A 21,743-nucleotide genomic window follows, 5' to 3' on the forward strand; every position below is an offset into this window, starting at 1 on the left:
CCACGGGGACTCCCTTCGGTCGCCGGTGGAGAGGGGCTCGGCGTGGCTTCAGCGGTCGTCGCGCAGCGTGCCGCCGGGCAGGAACACCCAGGTGCGGGTGACCTGCAGGATGTCGATGTTGTCTTCGGTCTGTGGCAGTGGCGGGAACGGTTGCGCCAGTTGCACCACCCGCATCGCCGCGGCGTCGAGCATCGGCACGCCGCTGGAGCGCAGGATGCGGCTGCTCTCGACGCTGCCGTCGCGGCGCACGCCGACGCTGATCACCACCTGGCCGCCCAGCCGCTGCCGGCGCGCCGCGTCGGGGTAGTTGAGGTTGCCGACGCGTTCGGCACGATCCACCCAGGCGCGCAGGTAATTGGCGTAGGCGTATTCGCGGGTGCTGGCCGAGACGAACTTGCGGTTCGGGCGCTTGGCATACTGTTCCGACCGCAGGTGCACTTCGGCGGCCAGGCGCGCCATCTGCGCGTCGCGCTGCTCGCGCTGCGCATCCACCGGCTGGGTCGGTGCGTCGGTGCGCGGTTGGGTCTGCGCTGCCGGCTGCGGCTGCTCGCCGCGCGCGCTGCTGACCACGCGCGGGGTCGGCTCCGGCGCCGCCGCCGCGGTCTGCGCGCGCAGCGCCTGCGGCGCCAGGCCGTCGTGCTGCTGCGGCACGATGCCGGGCTGGCTGTCGCGCGGGCGCTGCGGCTTGTCGTGGTCGCCGCCGCCTTGCTGGTTGGCCTGGGCCAGGAAATCGGCCTGCTTCGGCGTTAGCGGAGTGCTGGTCTGGCTGAAGATCACGTCCAGGGTCGGCACCAGCGGCGCGTCGTCGTCGATCGCGAAGCCCACCCCCAGGATCAGCAGGCCATGCACGATCAGCGACAGCACCAGGGTGGCGCTGAGCCGTTCGCGCTCGCCGATGCGCGGCGCGGGCGTCGCGGCGGCCACGTTCATCGCGCCGGGTGGGCCTCGATGGCGTCGAACAGCAGCCCGGCGATGTTCAGCCCGAACTGCGCGTCCAGTTCGCGCACGCAGGTCGGGCTGGTGACGTTGACCTCGGTCAGGAAATCGCCAATCACGTCCAGGCCGACGAAGCGCATGCCGCGCCGTTGCATCTCCGGGCCGACCTGGGCGGCGATCCAGCGGTCGCGCTCGCTCAGCGGGCGGCCTTCGCCGCGGCCGCCGGCCGCCAGGTTGCCGCGGAATTCGTCGCCCTGCGGGATCCGCGCCAGGCAGTAGTCCACCGGCACGCCATCGACCAGCAGGATGCGCTTGTCGCCAGCGCTGATGTCGGGAATGAAGCGCTGCGCCAGGGCCAACGTGCGGCCGCCGTCGGTCAGCGTCTCCAGGATCACGTTGAGGTTGGGGTCGCCGCTGCCGCTGCGGAAGATCGAGCGCCCGCCCATGCCGTCCAGCGGCTTCAATACCGCCTGGCCGTGTTCGAGCACGAACGCCTTCAGCGCGGCCGCATCGCGGCTGACCAGGGTCGGCGGGCAGCAGTGCGGGAACAACTGCGCGGCCAGCTTCTCGTTGAAGTCGCGCAGGCCCTGCGGGTCGTTGACCACCTGTGCGCCAGCGCGCTGGGCCACGCTGAGCACGTGGGTGTCGTACAGGAATTCCGCGTCGAACGGCGGGTCCTTGCGCATCAGCACCACCTGCCCGCTGCCGAACGCCAGCTCGGCGAACGCGCCCAACTCGAACCAGCCGGTCTTGTCGTCGCGCACCTGCAGCGGCGCCGCCTGGGCCAGCGCGCGGCCTTCGCGCAGCGACAGCCCGCCGGGGCGCACGTAGTGCAATCGGTGCCCGCGGCGCTGCGCTTCCAGCAACATCGCGAAGGTAGTGTCTTTGGCAATCTTGATGCTGGCGATGGGATCCATCACGACAATGACATCGAACGACATGGCGTTACCCGAGGGACTGAACCGAAGATGGTAGCGGGTCGGTGGCGGGGCTGCGCAAGGAGCGTGGCGCGAGGCGGTGCGGCGCCCTGCGGCGGCAATCAAACTGTGACATAGTGAGTGTTGAAAAGTGATCCACTGCAGAGCTGTGGCGGCGGCCTTGACAGTCCGAGCGGGTCTTGGGATACATGTCGTTTCGCAGCGATGCCGGAACAGATGATGCGTCGCGCGCCTGGGGGCAAGTGAATGAGTGAAAACACGACTGCGGGTGGGGAACTCGCAGGACTGAGGGTCATGGTGATCGATGACTCGAAGACGATCCGCCGCACCGCCGAAACGCTGTTGAAGCGCGAAGGCTGCGAGGTGGTCACCGCCACCGACGGCTTCGAGGCCCTGGCCAAGATCGCCGATCAGCAACCGCAGATCATCTTCGTGGACATCATGATGCCGCGGCTGGACGGCTATCAGACCTGCGCGCTGATCAAGGGCAACCAGTTGTTCAAGGCCACGCCGGTGATCATGCTGTCCTCCAAGGACGGCCTGTTCGACAAGGCGCGCGGGCGCATCGTCGGCTCCGAGCAATACCTCACCAAACCGTTCACACGCGAAGAGCTGCTGGGCGCGATCCGCACATACGTCAACGCCTGACCAGGGGCAAAGGCACCATGGCTCGAATCTTGTTGATCGAGGACTCACTGACCGACCGGACGGTGTTCACCCAGTGGCTGGAAAAAGCCGGCCACGAGGTGCTCGCCACCGACAACGCCGAGGACGGGCTGAAGCTCGTGCGCGAGCATGCGCCCAGCCTGGTGCTGATGGACGTGGTGCTGCCGGGGATGAGCGGTTTCCAGGCCACCCGCGCGCTGTCGCGTGACGAGGCCACCAGGCACATCCCGGTGCTGATCATCAGCACCAAGAGCATGGAGACCGACAAGGTCTGGGGCATGCGCCAGGGCGCCACCGACTACATCGTCAAGCCGCCGCGCGAAGACGAGCTGATCGCCCGCATCAACCAGCTGGTGGGCTGACGTGCGTTCGCCCTTCGACATCCTCGAGGCCTATGAGCGGCGCAGCCTGGCGCACGCGGTGCAGATGCCCGAGCGCGAGTTCGACGAGAACATCTGGCGCGGGGTCGGCTTCCGCGTCGGCAACCGCCATCTGGTGTCCGACTTCCGCGAGGTGGTGGAAATCGTGCGCATGCCGCCGATCACCCCGGTGCCGGGCGCGCAGCCGTGGCTGCTGGGCGTGGGCAACCTGCGCGGCAATCTGTTCCCGGTGGTCGATTTGAAGCAGTTCATGGAAGGCCAGCGCACCTCGCTGCTGGAAGGCCAGCGGGTGCTGATCATGCGCCAGAGCGGCGGCGACGTGGCGCTGACCATCGACGAACTGTTCGGCCAGCGCAGCTTCGCCGAGTCGCAGGCGGTGCAACCCGGCGAGTTGGCGCAGGGCCGCTATGCGCATTTCGTAGACCGCGCGTTCCGCGGCGACACCCACGACTGGGGTGTGTTCTCGCTGTCGCTGCTGTCGCGTACACCCGAATTCCGTCAAGCCGCCGCCTGAGCGCGCGGCCTGCCTTCGCATCGAAGATCGAGGTCGAATCATGAGTACTGCAGCGGACGCCCCCAAGGCCAGCAAGCTTGGCAGCGTGGGGACGAGTTTCTGGCTGGGCCTGTTGGCGCTGTCGCTGATCGTGTTCGGCGCCAATACTGGCGTGGCCACCTGGCAGGGCAATCGCCTGGCCGGCGCCAGCACCGGCGCGGCCGACCTGCAGGTGCTGTCGCAGCAGTTGGCCAACCAGGGCCGCGACGCGGTCTCCGGCAACGCGGCCACCTACAAGGAATTCAAGCAGACCAAGGCGCGGGTGGAGAGCACCGTCGCCGGGCTCAACGCGCGCTATGCCAACGAGACCGGCATCGCCGGCCCGCTGGCCGAGCTCAACCGTACCTGGACCCCCCTGGGCAAGAACGCGCAGCAGGTGGTGGACAGCGAACCGGCGGTACTGGCGCTGGCCGGCAACGCCGAGCGCTTCGTCGGCGGCGTGCCGCAGCTGCAGGCGCAGTTGAACGAGGTAGTGCGCGCGATGACCGTCGGCGGCGCCCCCGCCGCGCAGATCTACAACACCCTGCAGCAGGTGGTGGTGGCCGGCACCATGGCCCGCCGCGTCACCGAGATGCGCGCCGGCGGCAGCGGCGCGGCCAGCGCCGGTGATGCGCTGGCGCGCGACTCGGTGGTGTTCGGGCAGATGCTCGAAGGCCTGCGCAACGGCAACCAGGAACTGGGCATCACGCCGGTGCGCAACGCTGCCGCACTTGCCGCGCTGGAGCAGTCGCAGGCGCAATGGGCGGCGATGAAGAAGGACCTGGACACGCTGCTGGCCAGCTCGCGCAGCCTGTTCGCCGCGCAGTCCTCGGCCGCGGCGCTGACCGCCGGCTCGGACAAGATGCTCGACGACAGCAAGAAGCTGTTCGACGCCTTCTCCGCGTTCGGTTCCACCCGCGACACCCGCCTGTTCCCGAACTTCTGGCTGGGCGTGGTGTCCGGCCTGCTGGCGCTGCTGTCGATCATCGGCTTCGTATGGACCTCGGTGCGCAGCCGCACCCGCGACCAGGAAATCCGCTACCAGACCCAGGTCGAATACAACAGCCGCAACCAGCAGGCGATCATGCGCCTGCTCGACGAAATCAGCTCGCTCGGCGAAGGCGACCTGACCGTCAAGGCTTCCGTCACCGAGGACATGACCGGCGCCATCGCCGACGCGATCAACTACGCGGTCGACGAGCTGCGCCACCTGGTCACCACGATCAACGACACCTCGGCCAAGGTCGCCATCTCCACCGAGGAAACCCAGGCCACCGCGCTGCAGCTGGCCGAGGCCGCCGGCCACCAGGCCGAGCAGATCGGTTCGGCGTCCGAGCGCATCAACGAAATCGCCGCCAGCATCGAGCAGGTCTCGCGCAACTCCAGCGAGTCGGCCGAGGTGGCGCAACGCTCGGTGGTGATCGCCGCCGAGGGCGCCGGCGTGGTCCGCGAGACCATCCAGGGCATGGACCAGATCCGCGACCAGATCCAGGAAACCTCCAAGCGCATCAAGCGCCTGGGCGAATCGACCCAGGAAATCGGCTCGATCGTCGAACTGATCAACGACATTTCCGAGCAGACCAACATCCTGGCGCTCAACGCCGCGGTGCAGGCCGCTTCGGCGGGCGAGGCCGGCCGCGGCTTCGCGCTGGTCGCCGACGAAGTGCAGCGCCTGGCCGAACGCACCTCCGGCGCCACGCGCCGCATCGAAGGCCTGGTGCAGACCATTCAAGCCGATACCAACGAAGCGGTCAGTTCGATGGAGCAGACCACCTCCGAAGTGGTGTCCGGCGCGCGCCTGGCCGAAGACGCCGGCACCGCGCTGACCGAGATCGAGCGCGTCTCCAACGCGCTCAACAACCTGATCAAGAACATCTCCATCGCCGCGCACCAGCAGTCCGCCGCGGCGACCGACATCACCCAGACGATGGACGTGATCCGTCGCATCACCGGCCAGACCTCGCAGGGCGCCGGCCAGACCGCCGAATCGATCGGGCGCCTGGCGCAACTGGCAGCGGACCTGCGGCGCTCGGTCGCCGACTTCAAGCTGCCGGCGTGAGCGGATCGGAACAGGGCGGAAGGACAGCGCACATGACGTACCGTGAACATTTCCAGCACACCGCCGCCGCGCTGACGACGCGTGGCGCGTGGCCGTCCGCGGGAGCGCGGCGATGAGCGCGCTGCGCGATGCGATGAGTCATGCCGCGCTGGGCTGGGTCAAGCCGGAGCTGGACGAGACCCTGCGGCAGGTGCGCGGGGAGATCGAATACTTCGTCGAAGACCCGGCAGACACCAGCCGCATGCGGTTCTGCGCCGGCTACCTGCATCAGGTGCAGGGTACCTTGCGCATGGTCGAGCTGTACGCCCCGGCAATGGTCGCCGAGGAACTGGAACTGCTGGCCATCGCCGTGCAGAACGCTCAGGTACCCGATCGCGACGAAGCCTGCGCCACGCTGATGCGCGGCACCGTGCTGTTGCCCGACTACCTGGAGCGCCTGCAGGACGGCCACCGCGACATCCCCATCGTGTTGCTGCCGCTGCTCAACGAGATCCGTGCCGCGCGTGGTGAGCCTGGCCTGAGCGAAAGCGCGCTGTTGGCGCTATCGCCCGACGCCAGCGCCGCCACCGAGGCCGAGCTCGACCATGCCCGCGGCAGCCTCAGCGGCCGCAACCGCGAACTGCTCGACACCGTCGGCACCGCGATCAAGGAAGAACTGCTGCGGGTCAAGGACGCGCTCGACCTGCACCTGCGCACCGGCGGCGATGTCGCCGCGCTGCAGACCCTGGTGGACGAACTGGGCAGCGTCGCCGACACGCTCGGGGTAATGGGTCTGGGCGTGGCCCGCGGCGTGGTGGTACAGCAGCGCGATGCGCTGCGCGGCATCGTCGACGGCGAGCGCCAGGCCGACGAGGGCCTGTTGCTGGATATCGCCGGCGCGCTGCTGTACGTGGACGCCTCGCTCGACGATCAAGTCGCCTATCTCGGCGCCAGCGCCGGCATCCACGACGACGCCAGCGCCGCCGAGGCGCGGCGCACGGTGGAAGTGCTGGCGCACGAGGCGATCGCCAATTTCGCCGCCGCGCGCGAGCATTTCGTCGCCTTCATCGAGACCAATTGGGAACACGAGCGCCTGAGCGACGTGCCGCGCCTGCTCGGCGAGGTCGCTGGTGCGCTGCGCATGCTGGAACTGCCGCAGCCGGCCGATTACCTGGAAGGCGTGCGCCGCTACGTCGCCACCGAATTGATCGGCAAACGCCGCGTGCCCAGTGGGCGCCAGCTGGATACCCTTGCCGATGCGATGGCCAGCCTGGAGTACTACCTGGAAGCGCTGCGCGAGCGCCGCCCAGGCCGCGAGGAAATCCTCGACATCACCCGCACCAGCCTGGAAACGCTGCGCTACTGGCCGCTACCCAGCGCTGTGCCGGCGCCGCAGGGCGTGGTACCGAACGGGGCCCACGCGCCCTTGCTCGCCGAGCCAGGTGCCGCGCCTGCCGACAGCGTCGCCGCAGCGCCGGGCGCGGTTGTCGCGCCGCCGCTGGCGCCATCCTGGGATCTGGCGCCGGTCGCGGACGCGCCGATCGCTGCCAGCATGCCGCCGCCGCTGCCGGGCGAGGCGCCGCAGTGGACGTTGCACGAAGACACCGACGTCATGGCGAACGCCGAGGCTGCCGAGCGCATCGACGCCGACGCCGACCCGTCCGCCGCGGCGGTCAGCGCTGCGGGCAACGAGGCTGCGTCCGTCGTCGTGTCGTCGTCGATCAGTTTCGATCCTGTCGCCGCCGAACAGGACGAATGGCCGGTCGCCGCCGAGCCGCTGCAGATCACGACCGACACCCTGGCGTTGGAAGGCGATGCGTTCCGCACCAGGCACGCCGCTGCCGCGCCCGCGATCGACGAAGCGGCACCGGCCAACTACGGTTTCGACCCGGTGGCCGCCGAATACGCCGAACGCGACGCCAATGCCGGGCACGACGACCCGGCCCTGGTCATCGTCGATGCCCCGGCCGCCGCACCCACCAACAACGCCCACGACGCGGTGCTGGTGATGGAGCTGGAGGATGCGCCGGCCTTCGCCGATAGCGCGTCCGACGAGGTCCACAGCATCGTCTGGAACGATACGCCGGCGACCCTGGCCGAGGACGACAGCGACGACGACGCCTTCGCCGCGCCCACCATCGACCTTTCCTCCAGCGATACCGTGTTCGTGGCCGAGCCCCAGGTCGATCGCGGCCAGGCGCCGCACGCGCATGCCGGCGAGGCAGAGCATGCCGACGCCGATGCAGGCGCCGAACACAGTCCGTTCGTCGATCTGACCTGGCCCGAGCCGACCCCGGCGCAGGAAGCGCCGGTGCCTGGCGTGCACCAGGCCAGCATCCAGCCGATCGAGCTGGATCCAGCCTCGGCGGCCTTCCTCGCCGAACTCGACGCCGCCGCCAGCCGATTCGATGTCGACGCTGCGCCTGCCGCGGCCAACACACCCAGCGCCACCGATGCAGTCGAAGACGTCGAGTCGCCTGCGCCCGTGGTCGCCATCGATGGCGGCTTCGTCGACGACGGCGGCGACATCGACGCCGACATCCGCGAAGTGTTTCTCGAGGAATTCGACGAGGAACTGGTCAACCTCGGCAATCTGTTGCCGGCATGGCGCGCCGTGCCGAACCAGCTGGAAAGCCTGCGCCCGATCCGCCGCGTGTTTCACACCTTGAAGGGCAGTGGCCGCCTGGTCGGCGCGCGTGTGCTCGGCGAGTTCAGCTGGAAGATCGAGGGCATGCTCAATCGCGTGCTCGACGGCACCCGCGCGGCCAGCCCGGCGGTGCTGACCATGGTCGAACTGGCCCACGAGGTGTTGCCGCAGCTCAACGCCGCGCTGCGCGGGCATGGCGTCATCCACGCCGACCTGGACGCGATCCAGGCGGTCGCCGACCGCGTCGCCGCCGGCGAGGACGCCTACTATTTCGCCGCCGTGCCCGCCATTACCGGGGCCGCGCCGCGCGCCGGCACGCCGGCGTCGGTGGACAGCGTGCTGCGCGAGATCCTCGAAGCCGAGGTCGGCACCCATCTGGAGACGGTCCGCGACTGGCTGCAGCATGCGCCGCAGCCGGCCACCGAGGCGCTGCTGCGCGCGGTGCATACGATGAGCGGTGCGTTCGCGATGACCGACGTGCCGGAAATCACCGCAGTCACCGGCCCGGCGGAGAGCTACGTCAAACGCCTGCTGGCCGCTGCCGTGGTGCCCGGCGCCGACGGCGTGCGCGCGCTCGACGATGCCGCGCAGGCCATCGCCGCCACCATCGAGGAATTGCAGGCGCCGTCGCCGGTGATCCCGCCGTTCACCGCGCTGGCGCAGCGCCTGCAGGCGCTGGTCGCCACGCTGCCGGACGTGCAGTGGTCCGCGCTTGCGCACGACGAAGACGAAGAAGACGACGCACCGCAGGCGCACGCCGATGCGGCGCTGGACCCGCAGTTGCTGCAGGCGGTCGAACTCACCGCAGCCGACGACCTGTCGGCGTACCTGGGCGACGCCAGGCATCTCGACGCGGCCGGCGCGGATGCCGAGCATGCCGACGCGGCGCATGTTGCCGAGAACGCCGATGCCGACCCATCCGCGGCGCAGGCGACCCATGCGCCGGAGCCGCCGCCGCTTGCCGACGACGCCCACATGCCGGCTCCTGCCGACGACGCCGCCGCAGCGACGCCTGCGCTGGACGGCAGCGCTGCGGCGTTCGCTGCGGAACACGCCAGCGCCGGCGCCAACCTCGTGCAGGACGATCACGCTGCACAACAAGCGAGCACGCCGGTTGCGCCGCCGGCCGACAGCGACAGCGCGTCCGCCGTGATCGACGCCGACGCGCGGGCACTGCTGGCCCAGCACGGCAAGCGCGACGAATCGACCGTCGATGCGCCGCTGGCCGATGCAGGTGCGCCCGCCGACAGCGAACTGCCGCCACCAGCGGAAGAGCTGCTCGCAGCGCAGCAGCAGGATGCGACCGCCGTCGCTGGCGCCACGCACGGCGAACCGCATCAGGACGGTGACCAGGAAGCATCGCAGCGGGACGCGCACGACCAGGACCAGCACATCGAAAGCGGCCACGCCGGGAGCGGGCACGACCAGCACGAGCACGACCAGCGGCACGATTCGCACGGCTATGCATTCAACGCCGAGCCGGTGCCGCCGTCCACGCAGTGGCACGGCAGCGAGCCGGTCTCGGCGAACGACGATGCCGAACCGCTGCCCGTGGCGGACGACACGGCGGCGCATGCCGACACCGCCCCGCACGCGCACGACGACGTGGAGTCCGCAGCGCAATCGCAGCACCATGCCGTTGATCACGACGTCGCTGCCCACGCCGCGCAGACCGACATCGAAACGCATCCGGCCGACGCCGCAGCAGTCGAAGCGAACGACGCGCACGATCACGTGCCGACGCCGCACACCGAAGACGGCGCGCATGCCGAACCCGAACCTGCCGATGCCGATGCCGATGCCGATGCGGACGCAGCGCTCGGCGCAACAGCTGACCTCGAACAGACGCATTCGACCGACACGGCCGACGCGCCAGCGCACCACGCCGGGCACGAGGACGACGCCGGTTCCGATCCGGCAACGGTCGAAGCGCCGTCTGCCCATGCGACGCCCGCCGACGAAACGCAAGCGAGCGACGTTGCCGACATCACGCCGGACTACGCCGAACATGCGGGCGACTCCGTGCACCCCGCGGACACGGATGCCGAGCAGCCCGCACACGCGCAAACCGACGCGCCTGCCGACACCATGAGCGACGACGCGCAGCACGCGCGCGCCGATGTTGCCGACGCGCCGTCCTTCGCCGAATCCGCCCAGCACGCCGCCGCCCCGCACGCCGCCGCCGCGGCCGACGCCATCGCGCTGGCCGCCGTCGATCTCGGCCCGCTGGACTTCGCCGACCTCGACCGCGAGCTGGTCGATATCTTCGTCGAGGAAGGCAAGGACCTGCTCGACCATTGCGACCGCCTGGTCGCCGAACTGCGCGCGGCGCCGCAGGACCGCGACGCGCTCGCCGGCCTGCAGCGCGACCTGCATACGCTCAAAGGCGGCGCGCGCATGGCCGGAGTCAATCCGATCGGCGACCTCGGCCACGGCATCGAATCGCTGCTGGAGGCGGTGGCCGCCAACCGCACCGAACTCGATCGCGGCGACGTGCAGTTGCTCGAGCGCGGCTTCGACCGCCTGCACCAGTTGCTCACCCTCACCGGCAACCACCGTGCGCTGGCGATGCCGGCCGACCTGATCAGCCGCTTCGACGCGCGTACCCATGGCCGCAGCCTGCCGCTCGCCGCTGACGGTATCGACGCGGCCGCCGACACCCAGACCGATGCCGGCGTCGTGGCGACGATCCAGGCCGCGGTCGATCCGGAGTCCATATCCACGGCCGCGCCGGCGCCGCTGTCGGCACCGTTGCCGGTGGATGGCACGCTCGACGAGCAGCCGATGATCGGGCGGCCGATGCAGGAACAGGTGCGCGTGCGCGCCGATTTGCTGGATCGCCTGGTCAACCACGCCGGCGAAGTGGCGATCTATCGCTCGCGCCTGGAACAGCAGCTTGGCGCGTTCCGTGGCGCGATGTCCGAACTGGACCGCACCAATGCGCGACTGCGCGACCAGTTGCGCCGCCTGGACCTGGAAACCGAAGCGCAGATCGTCGCCCGCTACCAGCGCGAACAGGACCAGAGCGAGCAGAGCTTCGATCCGCTGGAACTGGACCGCTTCTCCACGCTGCAGCAGCTCAGCCGTGCGCTGAACGAATCGGCGGCCGACCTGGGCGGCCTGCAAGGCGTGCTCGACGAGCTGGCGCGGCAGTACGACGGCCTGCTGCAACAGCAGTCGCGGGTCAGCTCGGAACTGCAGGAAGGCCTCATGCGCGCGCGCATGGTGCCGTTCGACGGCCTGGTGCCGCGGCTGCGCCGGGTGGTGCGCCAGGCCGCCAGCGAAACCGGCAAGCAGGTGCACCTGACCCTGGAAGGCACCCACGGCGAACTCGACCGCAACGTGCTCGACCGGATGATCGCGCCGCTGGAGCACATGCTGCGCAACTCGGTCGCGCACGGCCTGGAAACGCCCGAGCAGCGCCGCGCCGCCGGCAAGCCGGAGGAGGGCAGCATCGCCATCCGCCTGCGCCGCGAAGGCTCGGAAATCGTGCTGGAAGTGGCCGACGATGGCGCCGGCCTCAACCGCGACGCGATCCGCCACCGTGCCGAACAGCGCGGCTTGATTGCGAGCGGCGCCGCGCTGTCCGAGGAAGAACTCGATTCGCTGATCTTCGCTCCCGGCTTCAGCACCTACGACCAGGTCAGCCAGCTGGCCGGCCGCGGCGTGGGCATGGACGTGGTGCGCAACGAAGTGCGCCAGCTCGGCGGCTCGGTGGACATCCACTCGGTGTGGGGCCAGGGCGTCACCTTCACCCTGCGCCTGCCGCAGACGCTGGCGGTGACCCAGGCGGTGTTCGTGCAGATCGGCGAGACCACCTTCGCCGTGCCGGTGGCCTCGGTCAGCGGCATCGGCCGCATCAGCCGCGAGCGCTTCGACGCGGCCGACGGCGGCTACCACTACAGCGGCGAGCAATTCGCGCTGCACGACCTCGGCTCGCTGGTCGGCCAGGCGCCGGCACGGGCCGAAGGGCAGATGCAGGTGCCGCTGCTGCTGGTGCGCGCCGGCGACCTGCGCGCCGCGGTGGCGATCGACCAGGTACTCGGCAACCGCGAAATCGTGGTCAAGCCGGTCGGCCTGCAGATCGCCTCGCTGCCAGGCATCTACGGCGCCACCATCACCGGCGATGGCCGCGTGGTGGTGATCCTGGACGTCGCCCCGCTGGTGCGCCGCTATCTGGCGCAGCCGGCGCGGCCGGTGGTGGAAGCGGCACCGACCGAACAGCGGCGCGTGCCGCTGGTGATGGTGGTCGACGATTCGCTGACCATGCGCAAGGTCACCGGCCGCGTGCTGGAACGCCACAACTTCGACGTGATCGTCGCCCGCGACGGCATCGAGGCGCTGGAGCGCCTGGACGAACGCGTTCCCGACCTGATGCTGCTGGATATCGAGATGCCGCGCATGGATGGCTACGAACTGGCGACCGCGATGCGCGCCGACCCGCGCTACAGAGCGGTGCCGATCGTGATGATCACCTCGCGCAGCGGCGAAAAGCACCGCCAGCGCGCCTTCGAGATTGGCGTGCAGCGCTACCTGGGCAAGCCTTACCAAGAGCTGGATCTGATGCGCAACGTGTACGACCTGCTGGGGATCGCCCGTGTTCGCGAATGACGGCACCGCCAGCGGGACCGCGGTCGCGTTGCTGGCGCGCCCCGGCCAGGCGCGCGAGCGCCTGCGCGAGGCGCTGCACCAGGTGGGCGCGTCGATCGTGCTGGAGGACGACCCCACCGCGATCGATGCGCAGACCCTGGTCGACGCTGCACCCGACGCGGTGCTGATCGCGCTGGAGCCGGCGATCGAGGACGCCGTGGAGCGGCTGGATTCCGCGCTCGACCTGCCCGGCCTCACCGTGATCTTCGACGAAGCCGAACTGGCTGCGCGCCGCGAAGGCTGGGAAGCGCAGCGCTGGGCAAGGCACCTGGCGGCCAAGCTGCAAGGCCACCAGGACGTGCTGCCGCCGGGGCGCGAAACCGACACCGGCCTGCAGCCCGAACCCGGCCTGCCGGCGACCCCGGCGCAACTGCACGCAGGCGCGCCGATCGGATTCCATGTCGAGGAAGCGGCCAGCTTCTCCACCACCGTACCCGGCGACAGCTTCTACGCCTGGCAGCCGCCGGCCGATGTCGCGCCCGGGTTCGAGGACCTGCAGTTCGCAAGCGCCGAAGCCGCCGCCGCCGCTGGCGAGGCCGCGGCCATGCCGCCGCTGGCCATGCCGGCGCAGGCGCCGGCCACCAGCGCTGCGCCGGCCAGCACGCCGCCGCCGTTGCCGGCCAGCGCCTGGTCGCTGGTGGACGACGACGCGCCGCTGCTCGTGCAGGCACGCGCGCCGCTGAGCCAGATGCAGATTTCCACCGAAGGCCTGTCGCTGGTCGCGCTGGAGTCCGAGCAGGAGTCCGCCATCGATAACCTCGCTGCCGCCGCTGCCGCCAAGGTCGCGCAGGGCGCGGTGCTGGTCATGGCCGGCATCGGCGGTCCCGATGCCATCCGCCGCCTGCTCGCCGCCTTGCCGGCGGACTTCCCGCAGCCGCTGCTGGTGCAGTTGCGCCTGGACGGCGGCCGCTACGGCAACCTGGTCAAACAGATCGCGCGCGTGTCTGCGCTGCCGGTGCTGCTGGCCGAAGCCGGCCAGACGGTCGGCGTCGGCAACGTCTACATCCTGCCCGACGACATCGGCGTGCGCAGCGGCGACACCGCCGGCCTGCGTTTCGTCGTCCAGCAGGCCGGCGCCTCGGTGGTCGGCGGCTTGCCTGCCGCGCACAGCGCCGTGCTGCTGCTCAGCGGCAGCGATCCGCACCAGGTCGAGGACGTGCTGGCCCTGGCCGCGCAAGGCGCCTGGGTCGCCGGCCAGACCGGCGACGGCTGCTACGACCCGGCCGCCGCCGCACAGCTGATCGGCCGCGGCCATCCCGGCGGCGACCCCGTGCAGCTGGCGCAGGCCCTGTCCGCGCGATGGGGCGGCTGAGCCGTCGCCCGCGCGTTTTCTCCGGTTCCAGGACGACGTAATCCATGAACAGCTACGCCAGCAACGACGCAATCCGCGGAGTCCTGATCCAGGCCGGCAGCGAGCGCGCGCTGTTGCCCAACGCCACCGTCGCCGAAGTGATGTCGCGCGTGCCGGTCGAACCGCTGCCCGACGCCCCGCACTGGCTGCTCGGCCAGATCGCCTGGTACGGCTGGAACGTGCCGCTGCTCTCGTTCGCCCGCCTGACCGGCCTTGGCAGCGAAACCGTCGCCTCCAACAACAAGATCGTCGTGCTGAAGGCGCTGGGCGGCAACCCCGACCTGCCGTACTTCGCCCTGATCACCCAATCCTTTCCGCAGTTGATCTCGGTCCCGCGCGACGGCTTGCTTGCCGACGCCTCCGAAGAAACGTTGCCGGCTGGCGTGCATATGCGCGTGTTGCTGGGTGAGCAAAGTGCGTTGCTGCCGGATATGGAGGCGATCGAGGGGATGATTGGGGAGCGGTTTTTGGCTGTGGGGTGAGGCGCAACTCCGTACCCGCATGGGTGTGCAACGCTTTGCGCATTGAGCTGGTGTGGGACTTGTGCCTGAAATAGATGCGTAAAAGTGGTGTGTGGCTTGATTTCATATATGGACATGATGGCAGCTGATTATAAGCTGCTGAGTTCAAAGGAGGCGGTGATGCATCTGTTTTTGCGGGGTGGGAACGCAGCTCGAAGGATTTCAGTAGTCCTATATGTAGAGACCGCAAGAATCCTTCTACTTATAGTTGTTGCGTTATCTCTTCTTTTTTTGGGGCGCGCGCACGCTGAAGATGTCCCGATTTTGGGCTATGGTTGGTCAACTCTTCAGCCCGTCGATTGGGGGAATGCCTGTTTTTCCTCGCCCGCAGAAGCATGCCGGTATCAGATGGATCATGGTTACAGTGGTTTGACGTTGACTGGAGTGAGTGCGCCGCAAATTCCCGTTTCGGCATGGGCTGGTATGGAGTGTCCAACACAAAGCCCAGTCGCCACTGCCAGGAATTCTGCGCTCCAGAGTCAAGGGGGCGGGCTCTTCTAGAAGTTGTATGTTATGCGACTGGCGATAGTGGAAATATAACATGGAATCAATATGGCCATGCTGTTTGTCCAGATGGCTACTCGATTGCAGAGAATGCGGTTGGTGGAATGGTTTGTCGAAAGCCTGGCGAGGATCATATCAGCGATCTTGGACCAGTCTGCTGCTCGGCTTCTCCATCTGTGGGTGATCCAATCAATCCTTCGATTGGCAACAGCTATCAGGTCGAAACGGACTACAAGTCCGCCGACGGATTTCTGGATTTTTCCAGGTACTACAATAGCTATGGTGGTTCGCCTTCGGGAGCGTTTGGAGTCCACTGGCTTCATTCTTTTGAAGGATACATCGAGGTAGCGAATGGGACGAAAGCCGATGATGGCTCGATAGCTCCGACGGATGTTAACTTAGTCAGCAATACCGGACGGATTGTCAGATTTACTCTGAATGCTGGTGTCTGGCTGTCCAATGTCGAAGCGGGATTGGCCTTGTTCAAGGATAGCGATGGATGGACGTTAGGCAGGAAGAGTGGTGTGTCTGAAAAGTATGATGTAAATGGTAGGTTAGTTGCTGTCTTCGATCGTGAAGGGAATCGTAAAGAACTGCACTATCGAATGGAGGGGCTTCTTGAGCGCGTAGTGGATCAGAAGGGGCGGGAAATAAAATTCACTTATAGAAAAATCGTAAATTCTGATTATTTTATTTCAAGAGTTGAATTTTCTGATGGGTCGTCAGTTTCTTATGATTATGATAATCATGGGAATTTGATAAAATCCAAGTATTCGGACGGATTTCAGCGACTCTATCATTACGGTGAGGATGACCACATTTCTAGTGGTGGGTCTACGTCAAAATGGAAGTTCAGCGCCATGACGGGCATTTCTGAGGCAGATCTCAGTGTGTCGGAAACAAGGTTGGCGGACTTCCACTACGATGGGCTTGGCAGGGCAACTGCCACATCGTTGTCAGGAGGGGTTGAAGCCTTTTCAATCCAGTACGATGACGATGGTCTTGGCGCTACCATCACATCACCCCTAATGTCGTCGGCCCGATATGGGTACGTTAAAGTAAAAGCCGGTAGAAAAATTTCCTCTGCGTCTGTCGCAGACATTGCCTGTAGCTCATGCTTCGCGAGTGTTGAATACGATCAATATGGGATGATGGGGAAGTCCGTGGATTTCCTAGGAGGGCAAACCTACTACACAAATGATGAGAGGGGGCTTGAGACGAGTCGCACCATCGCAGTAAACGACACCAGTGGCCGTAAGAAAAAAATCAAAACAACTTGGCATGCAAGTTTTGCTGTTCCAACGCAGCGGCAGGTGTACAACGCTGCGGATGTCTTGGTCGCCCAGTCTTCTTGGGCCTACAACGTCCGCGGCCAAGCGCTAACGGCGTCTCGCACCGATCCGGTGGCTGGCACGACCCGCACTTCTACCACGACGTACTGTGAGCAGTCCGACATCGACGCCGGAAACTGCCCCTTGTTGGGTTTGGTGACCTCGGTCGATGGCCCGCGCAGCGACGTATCGGATCTGCAGCACTACACCTACTACTTCTACGACGACAGCACCTGCGCCAGCGCTCCGACCACCTGCCCCCACCGCAAAGGCGATCTCTGGAAAGTTACCAGCGCCCTGGGCCAGGTCACCGAGTACCTGTCCTACGACGGCGCCGGCCGCGTACTGTCGGTGAAGGATGCCAACGGCACCATCACCGACTACACTTACCACCCGCGCGGCTGGCTCACGGCCAGCAAGGTGCGCGGTGCCGATAGCACCACGGAGAGCGATGATCGCATCACCCTGATCGACTACTGGCCGACCGGCCTGGTCAAGCAGGTGACGCAGCCGGACGGCGCCTTCACCGCCTTCACCTACGACGCAGCGCACCGCCTGACCGATATCGCCGACAATGCCGGCAACGCGCTGCACTACACGCTGGACAACGCCGGCAACCGGGTCAAGGAAGACACCAAGGACGCGTCGGGCACGCTCAAGCGCACGCTGTCGCGTGTCTACAACCAGCTCGGCCAGCTGGCAACGCAGGCCACCGCCAGCGGCGACCCGACCGACTTCGGCTACGACACCAACGGCAACACCGCCGGCGTCACCGATGCGCTCGGGCACAAGACGCAAAACGACTACGACCCGCTCAACCGCCTGGCGCGCACGCTGCAGGACGTGGGCGGCATCGCCGCGGAGACCAAGTTCGGCTACGACGCGCTCGATAACCTGACAAAGGTCACAGACCCCAAGGGCCTGGATACCACCTACGCCTACAACGGCCTGGGCGACCTGACCAAGCTCACCAGCCCGGATACCGGCGTCACCACATACACCTACGACACCGCCGGCAACCGCGCCACGCAGATCGATGCGCGCAACATCAAGACCACCTACAGCTACGACGCCCTCAACCGGCTGACCAAGCTGGCCTATCCGACCACCAGCCTCAACGTCAGCTACACCTACGACGTCAGCCAGACCACGTGCGCCAGCGGCGAAACCTCCGCCATCGGCCGCCTGGCCCGGATGCAGGACGGCAGCGGCAGCACCGACTACTGCTACGACCGCTTCGGCGATCTGGTGCGCAAGGTGCAGACCACCAACGGCAAGGTGTTCGTGCTGCGCTACGCGTATACCAAGGCGGGCCAGCTCAGCCGGCTGACCTACCCAGATGGTGCCGCCGTGGATTACGTGCGCAATGCCCAGGGCCAGACCACGGAAGTGGGCGTGACCCCGGCCGGCGGCACACGCCAGGTGCTGTTGAACAACGCGACCTACTACCCGTTCGGCCCGGTCGCGAGCTGGTCCTACGGCAACGGCCGCCCGATGCAGCGCGTGCTGGACCAGGACTACCGCCCACTGGCGATCAACGACACCCGCAGCGACGGCCTGAGCACCGGCTTCGCGTTCGATCCAGCCGGCAACCTCAGCGCCCTGACCGCCGCGGGCAACACCGCACCCGTGGTCAGCCTGGACTACGACGCCCTGGGCCGATTGACCGCGTTCAAGGACGGCCCGACCGGCACGGTGATCGACGGCTACAGCTACGACGCCACCGGCAACCGGCTCAGCGCTAAGGTCAACACCGTCACGCAGAGCTACACCTACCCAACCACCAACCACCGCCTGAGCGCGGTGGCCGGCACCGCGCGTACCTACGACGCGATCGGCAACACGCTTTCCATCGGCGGCACCGCGCAGGAGTTCGCGTACGACGCCACGGGTAGGATGAGCCAGGCCAAGCGCGCGGGCACGGTCGTGATGAAGTACGGCTACAACGGCCGCGGCGAGCAGGTGCTACGGGTGGACAAGACCAACACCTACACCCTGTACGACGAGAGCGGGCACTGGCTGGGCACCTACGACGCCAACGGCACCGCGCTGCAGCAGGCGATCTGGCTGGACGACCTGCCGGTCGGCGTGCTGGCCAAGAACAGCCTGCGCTACGTACAGCCCGACCACCTGGGCACCCCTCGCGCGGTGATCGACCCGAGCCGCGATGTGGCGATTTGGAAATGGGATCTGAAGGGCGAAGCCTTCGGCAATACCCCGCCGGACCAGGACCCGGACAAGGACGGCACCGCGTTCGTATTCGATATGCGCTTCCCCGGGCAGCGCTACGATGCGGCGACGGGACTCAATCAGAACTACTTCCGAGATTACGATGCCGGCACCGGGCGGTATGGGCAGAGTGATCCGATTGGGTTAGGTGGTGGCCTAAATACCTATGGTTACTCTTTGCAGGCGCCTTTGGATCATGGCGATGATTTGGGCTTAGCAACATGGAAAGGAAATAGCTACGGTGTAGGTGGAGGTGCGGGCCGGTATGGCGGTTTCATTGATTTTTATCAACTTACCTCGCCATGCCCTGATGGGGGTCTTGCGTATGTATACATCATGGCTTTTGGAGGGAGTGGCGGTATCGGCTATCCAATATCTATGACTGGATCATCTGTGGAGCTTTCGGACGCCAATGGTATGCCTGATCCAAATATTTTTAATGGCCCATATGCTAAATTTTCGGTGGGATCCGTATCTTTCGGCCCTGGCTACCAGCTTTATCAGAAAATTATGATAGGCGGAGCTTGGAAGTCGATCGATACAGGAGCAAAAAGCTCGGGTTGGCATCAATCTCAAGGAGGTTTTGATGGTTCCCTTTATTCTGTCGGGGTTGGAAAAGCCATTGTTATAGAGAAAAAAGAATGCAGCAAATGTGGGGGTGGGTGATGAACGGTGTTTACATCGTGTTGATGCTTTCTTGCGTTTTTTGCTTGATGGTTGGTGGTGGGATGCGTTGGATTGCCTATATGAATTCTCCTAAAAGAAAGCCTTTCCGTTCTGTTGGGGATAGATGGGGGTTCTGGTTATCTTTGTGTGGCGTAGTAGGCATGGTTGTACTAACGATTGCGTACGAGAATTTCAGCAGGAACACGTAGTTTTTGGAAAAATGGACCAGGGGAAATATCTTTTTGAACCGGATATTTCTCCTGGCTCATTTTATGCCATGCATTTTATGCCGCAGCCTTGTGGGTGCGCCCCCATCGCGATAGCGGCTGGCGGACTGCGTCAACGCGATGATCCTGGCCGTGGCCGGGCGTCGTCGTCATCGCCACCCATTCACTCCACTTCCGCTCTGCCGCATGATGCAAGGCCAGCCGCGCATGCTTTTTGCGCCGCACCCATCCTTCCGCGCCGGAGCCCCACCCATGCACGAACGCCGCCATTTCCTCAAAACCGCCGCCTTCGGCGCTCTCGCCACCGGCCTGGCCGCGGCGTTGCCGCGCGCCCGGGCCGCGGCCAGCAACGGGGTCGCGCCGCTGCCGCGGGGTGCGGCGCGGGTGATCTCGACCTGGGATTTCGGGGTCGCGGCCAACCAGGCGGCGTGGCAGGTGCTGGCGCGCGGTGGCGCGGCGCTGGATGCGGTGGAGGCCGGGGTGAAGGTGCCGGAGGCCGATCCGAACAATCCCACCGTCGGGCTGGGCGGCTATCCCGATCGCGATGGGCGGGTCACGCTCGATGCCTGCATCATGGATCACACCGGTGGCTGCGGGTCGGTCGCGGCGCTGGAGGACATCGTGCATGCGATCTCGGTGGCGCGGCGGGTGATGGAGAAGACGCCGCACGTGATGCTGGTCGGCGACGGCGCGCTGCAGTTCGCGCTGGCGCAGGGCTTCGAGCGCACCAAGTTGCTGACGCCGTCGTCGGAAAAAGCGTGGAAGGCGTGGCTGAAGACGTCCAAGTACGCGCCGGAGGCGAACATCGAAAACCGCGCCTACCAGCAGGGCACGCTGCCCGGGGGGAAGGACAACCACGACACCATCGGCATGCTGGCGCTGGATGCGCACGGCAATCTGTCCGGCGCCTGCACCACTAGCGGCATGGCGTGGAAGATGCACGGGCGGGTGGGCGACAGTCCGATCATCGGCGCCGGTCTTTACGTGGACAACGAGGTCGGTGGGGCGACCTCCACCGGCGTTGGCGAGGAAGTGATCCGCAATGTCGGCAGTTTCGCGGTGGTGGAGAGGATGCGCCAGGGCAAGAGCCCGGCCGAGGCCTGCCGCGAGGTGGTGATGCGCATCGTGCGACGCAAGCCGCAGTTGACCCGCGACCTGCAGGTCGGCTTTCTGGCAATGAACAGGCGCGGCGAGGTCGGTGCGTTCGCGATCCAGCCCGGTTTCAGTTACGCGGTCTGCGACGCGCAGCGGCAGGATCTGCTGCTGCCGGGGCAGAGCCATTTCGCGACGTCGGCCGCATGAGCCGGGTCGTGCCGATGGGGCTGGAAGTGGCCGCCGATTCGATCGGTTCGGCGCTGGCGGCGCAGGCCGGCGGGGCGATGCGGGTGGAACTGTGCGGCGGCCTGGACGGCGGCGGGCTGACGCCGTCGTTCGGCACGCTGGCGGTGCTGCGCGATCGCCTGACCATTCCGCTGTACGTGCTGATCCGCCCGCGCGTGGGCGATTTCGTGTTCGACGCCGCGGAGGTGGAGGCGATGCGCCGCGACGTGGAGCAGTGCGTACGGCTCGGCTGCGACGGGGTGGTGCTGGGCGCGCTGGATCCGGCCGGGGAAGTGGATATGGCGACGATGCGGGTGCTGATCGCGGCGGCCGGCCGCTTGGGCGTGACCTTCCACCGGGCGATCGATGTCAGCGCCGATCCATCGCGGGCGCTGGAGGATGCGATCGCGCTTGGGTGCGAGCGGGTGCTGACCTCGGGCGCGCGGGCGACCGCACTGGACGGCATGGGCACCATCGCCGCGCTGCTGCGCCAGGCCGACGGGCGCATCGGCGTGATGCCGGGAGCCGGTGTGTCCGAGCAGAATGTGCGTGCCTTGCGGGTGGGTACCGGGGCGCGTGAGTTCCATGCCTCGGCGCGCAGTCCGGTCGTCGCGCAGGTGCATGCCCGGCATGCGTACATTCGCGATCTGGGCGGCGATTATCAGCGCACCGACGTTGCGCGCGTGCGCCGCATCGTGGCGGCGTTGCAGGAACCGTAGCGGCACTGGTGCACGCCGCGCGGAGGCGCCGGCCAACGTCACGGACGCCATGACTGGCATCACGCGCTGCGCAGGATCGCTATGGCCG

General features: G+C 66.9%; 12 protein-coding genes. 10 read left to right on the forward strand and 2 right to left on the reverse strand.

Translation table 11 applies throughout. The features are described 5' to 3' along the window. Positions 1-48: 48 nt before the first annotated feature. Positions 49-930, reverse strand: coding sequence for an energy transducer TonB family protein (locus tag E4A48_RS02655; protein WP_142741848.1), 882 nt, complete (start codon positions 928-930; stop codon positions 49-51). Further along, positions 927-1,877 carry a glutathione synthase gene (gene gshB, locus E4A48_RS02660; protein ID WP_039005603.1) on the reverse strand — a complete coding sequence of 317 codons (951 nt, stop codon included), beginning with the start codon at positions 1,875-1,877 and terminating at the stop codon, positions 927-929. The genes E4A48_RS02655 and gshB overlap by 4 nt, the downstream gene beginning before the upstream one ends. 243 nt (positions 1,878-2,120) lie before the next feature. Here gshB and pilG point away from each other — a divergent pair, with 243 nt between their 5' ends. From pilG to E4A48_RS02710, 10 genes are all read left to right on the forward strand, one after another. Then, positions 2,121-2,522 (forward strand): twitching motility response regulator PilG, encoded by a 402-nt coding sequence (gene pilG, locus E4A48_RS02665; protein WP_003472648.1) that lies wholly within the window; start codon positions 2,121-2,123, stop codon positions 2,520-2,522. Between the two features lie 17 nt (positions 2,523-2,539). Then, a complete protein-coding gene (locus tag E4A48_RS02670; RefSeq protein ID WP_039005601.1) occupies positions 2,540-2,902 on the forward strand; it encodes a response regulator in 363 nt (120 codons plus the stop codon). Position 2,903: 1 nt separating this feature from the next. Then, positions 2,904-3,434: a chemotaxis protein CheW gene (locus E4A48_RS02675; RefSeq protein ID WP_039005600.1), complete on the forward strand. Its 531-nt coding sequence runs from the start codon at positions 2,904-2,906 to the stop codon at positions 3,432-3,434. A gap of 40 nt (positions 3,435-3,474) precedes the next feature. Then, the gene (locus tag E4A48_RS02680) at positions 3,475-5,511 is read left to right on the forward strand and encodes a methyl-accepting chemotaxis protein (protein WP_142741849.1); all 2,037 of its coding nucleotides are present in this window, start codon (positions 3,475-3,477) and stop codon (positions 5,509-5,511) included. A gap of 112 nt (positions 5,512-5,623) precedes the next feature. Beyond that, complete coding sequence (locus E4A48_RS02685) at positions 5,624-12,748, forward strand: Hpt domain-containing protein (RefSeq protein WP_142741850.1); 7,125 nt, start codon at positions 5,624-5,626, stop codon at positions 12,746-12,748. Next, positions 12,735-14,099, forward strand: coding sequence for a chemotaxis protein CheB (locus tag E4A48_RS02690; protein WP_142741851.1), 1,365 nt, complete (start codon positions 12,735-12,737; stop codon positions 14,097-14,099). Before E4A48_RS02685 ends, E4A48_RS02690 begins: the two co-directional genes overlap by 14 nt. Positions 14,100-14,143: 44 nt before the next feature. Further along, positions 14,144-14,620 carry a chemotaxis protein CheW gene (locus E4A48_RS02695; RefSeq protein ID WP_142741852.1) on the forward strand — a complete coding sequence of 159 codons (477 nt, stop codon included), beginning with the start codon at positions 14,144-14,146 and terminating at the stop codon, positions 14,618-14,620. Between the two features lie 719 nt (positions 14,621-15,339). Beyond that, positions 15,340-19,389, forward strand: coding sequence for an RHS repeat-associated core domain-containing protein (locus tag E4A48_RS02700; protein ID WP_221887389.1), 4,050 nt, complete (start codon positions 15,340-15,342; stop codon positions 19,387-19,389). Positions 19,390-19,868: 479 nt separating this feature from the next. Beyond that, positions 19,869-20,918 (forward strand): N(4)-(beta-N-acetylglucosaminyl)-L-asparaginase, encoded by a 1,050-nt coding sequence (locus E4A48_RS02705; RefSeq protein WP_142741853.1) that lies wholly within the window; start codon positions 19,869-19,871, stop codon positions 20,916-20,918. A gap of 14 nt (positions 20,919-20,932) precedes the next feature. After that, positions 20,933-21,655 carry a copper homeostasis protein CutC gene (locus E4A48_RS02710; RefSeq protein ID WP_142743083.1) on the forward strand — a complete coding sequence of 241 codons (723 nt, stop codon included), beginning with the start codon at positions 20,933-20,935 and terminating at the stop codon, positions 21,653-21,655. Positions 21,656-21,743 lie beyond the last annotated feature (88 nt).

The organism is Xanthomonas translucens pv. cerealis, assembly GCF_006838285.1.
GTDB classification, from domain to species: Bacteria; Pseudomonadota; Gammaproteobacteria; order Xanthomonadales; family Xanthomonadaceae; genus Xanthomonas_A; species Xanthomonas_A cerealis.

Coding starts and splice junctions, on each gene's coding strand:
- gshB (WP_039005603.1), bottom strand. CDS start 1,877: ATGTCGTTCGATGTCATTGTCGTGATGGATCCCATCGCCAGCATCAAG.
- E4A48_RS02695 (WP_142741852.1), top strand. CDS start 14,144: ATGAACAGCTACGCCAGCAACGACGCAATCCGCGGAGTCCTGATCCAG.
- E4A48_RS02705 (WP_142741853.1), top strand. CDS start 19,869: ATGCACGAACGCCGCCATTTCCTCAAAACCGCCGCCTTCGGCGCTCTC.
- E4A48_RS02710 (WP_142743083.1), top strand. CDS start 20,933: ATGGGGCTGGAAGTGGCCGCCGATTCGATCGGTTCGGCGCTGGCGGCG.
- E4A48_RS02670 (WP_039005601.1), top strand. CDS start 2,540: ATGGCTCGAATCTTGTTGATCGAGGACTCACTGACCGACCGGACGGTG.
- E4A48_RS02685 (WP_142741850.1), top strand. CDS start 5,624: ATGAGCGCGCTGCGCGATGCGATGAGTCATGCCGCGCTGGGCTGGGTC.
- E4A48_RS02680 (WP_142741849.1), top strand. CDS start 3,475: ATGAGTACTGCAGCGGACGCCCCCAAGGCCAGCAAGCTTGGCAGCGTG.
- E4A48_RS02655 (WP_142741848.1), bottom strand. CDS start 930: ATGAACGTGGCCGCCGCGACGCCCGCGCCGCGCATCGGCGAGCGCGAA.
- pilG (WP_003472648.1), top strand. CDS start 2,121: ATGAGTGAAAACACGACTGCGGGTGGGGAACTCGCAGGACTGAGGGTC.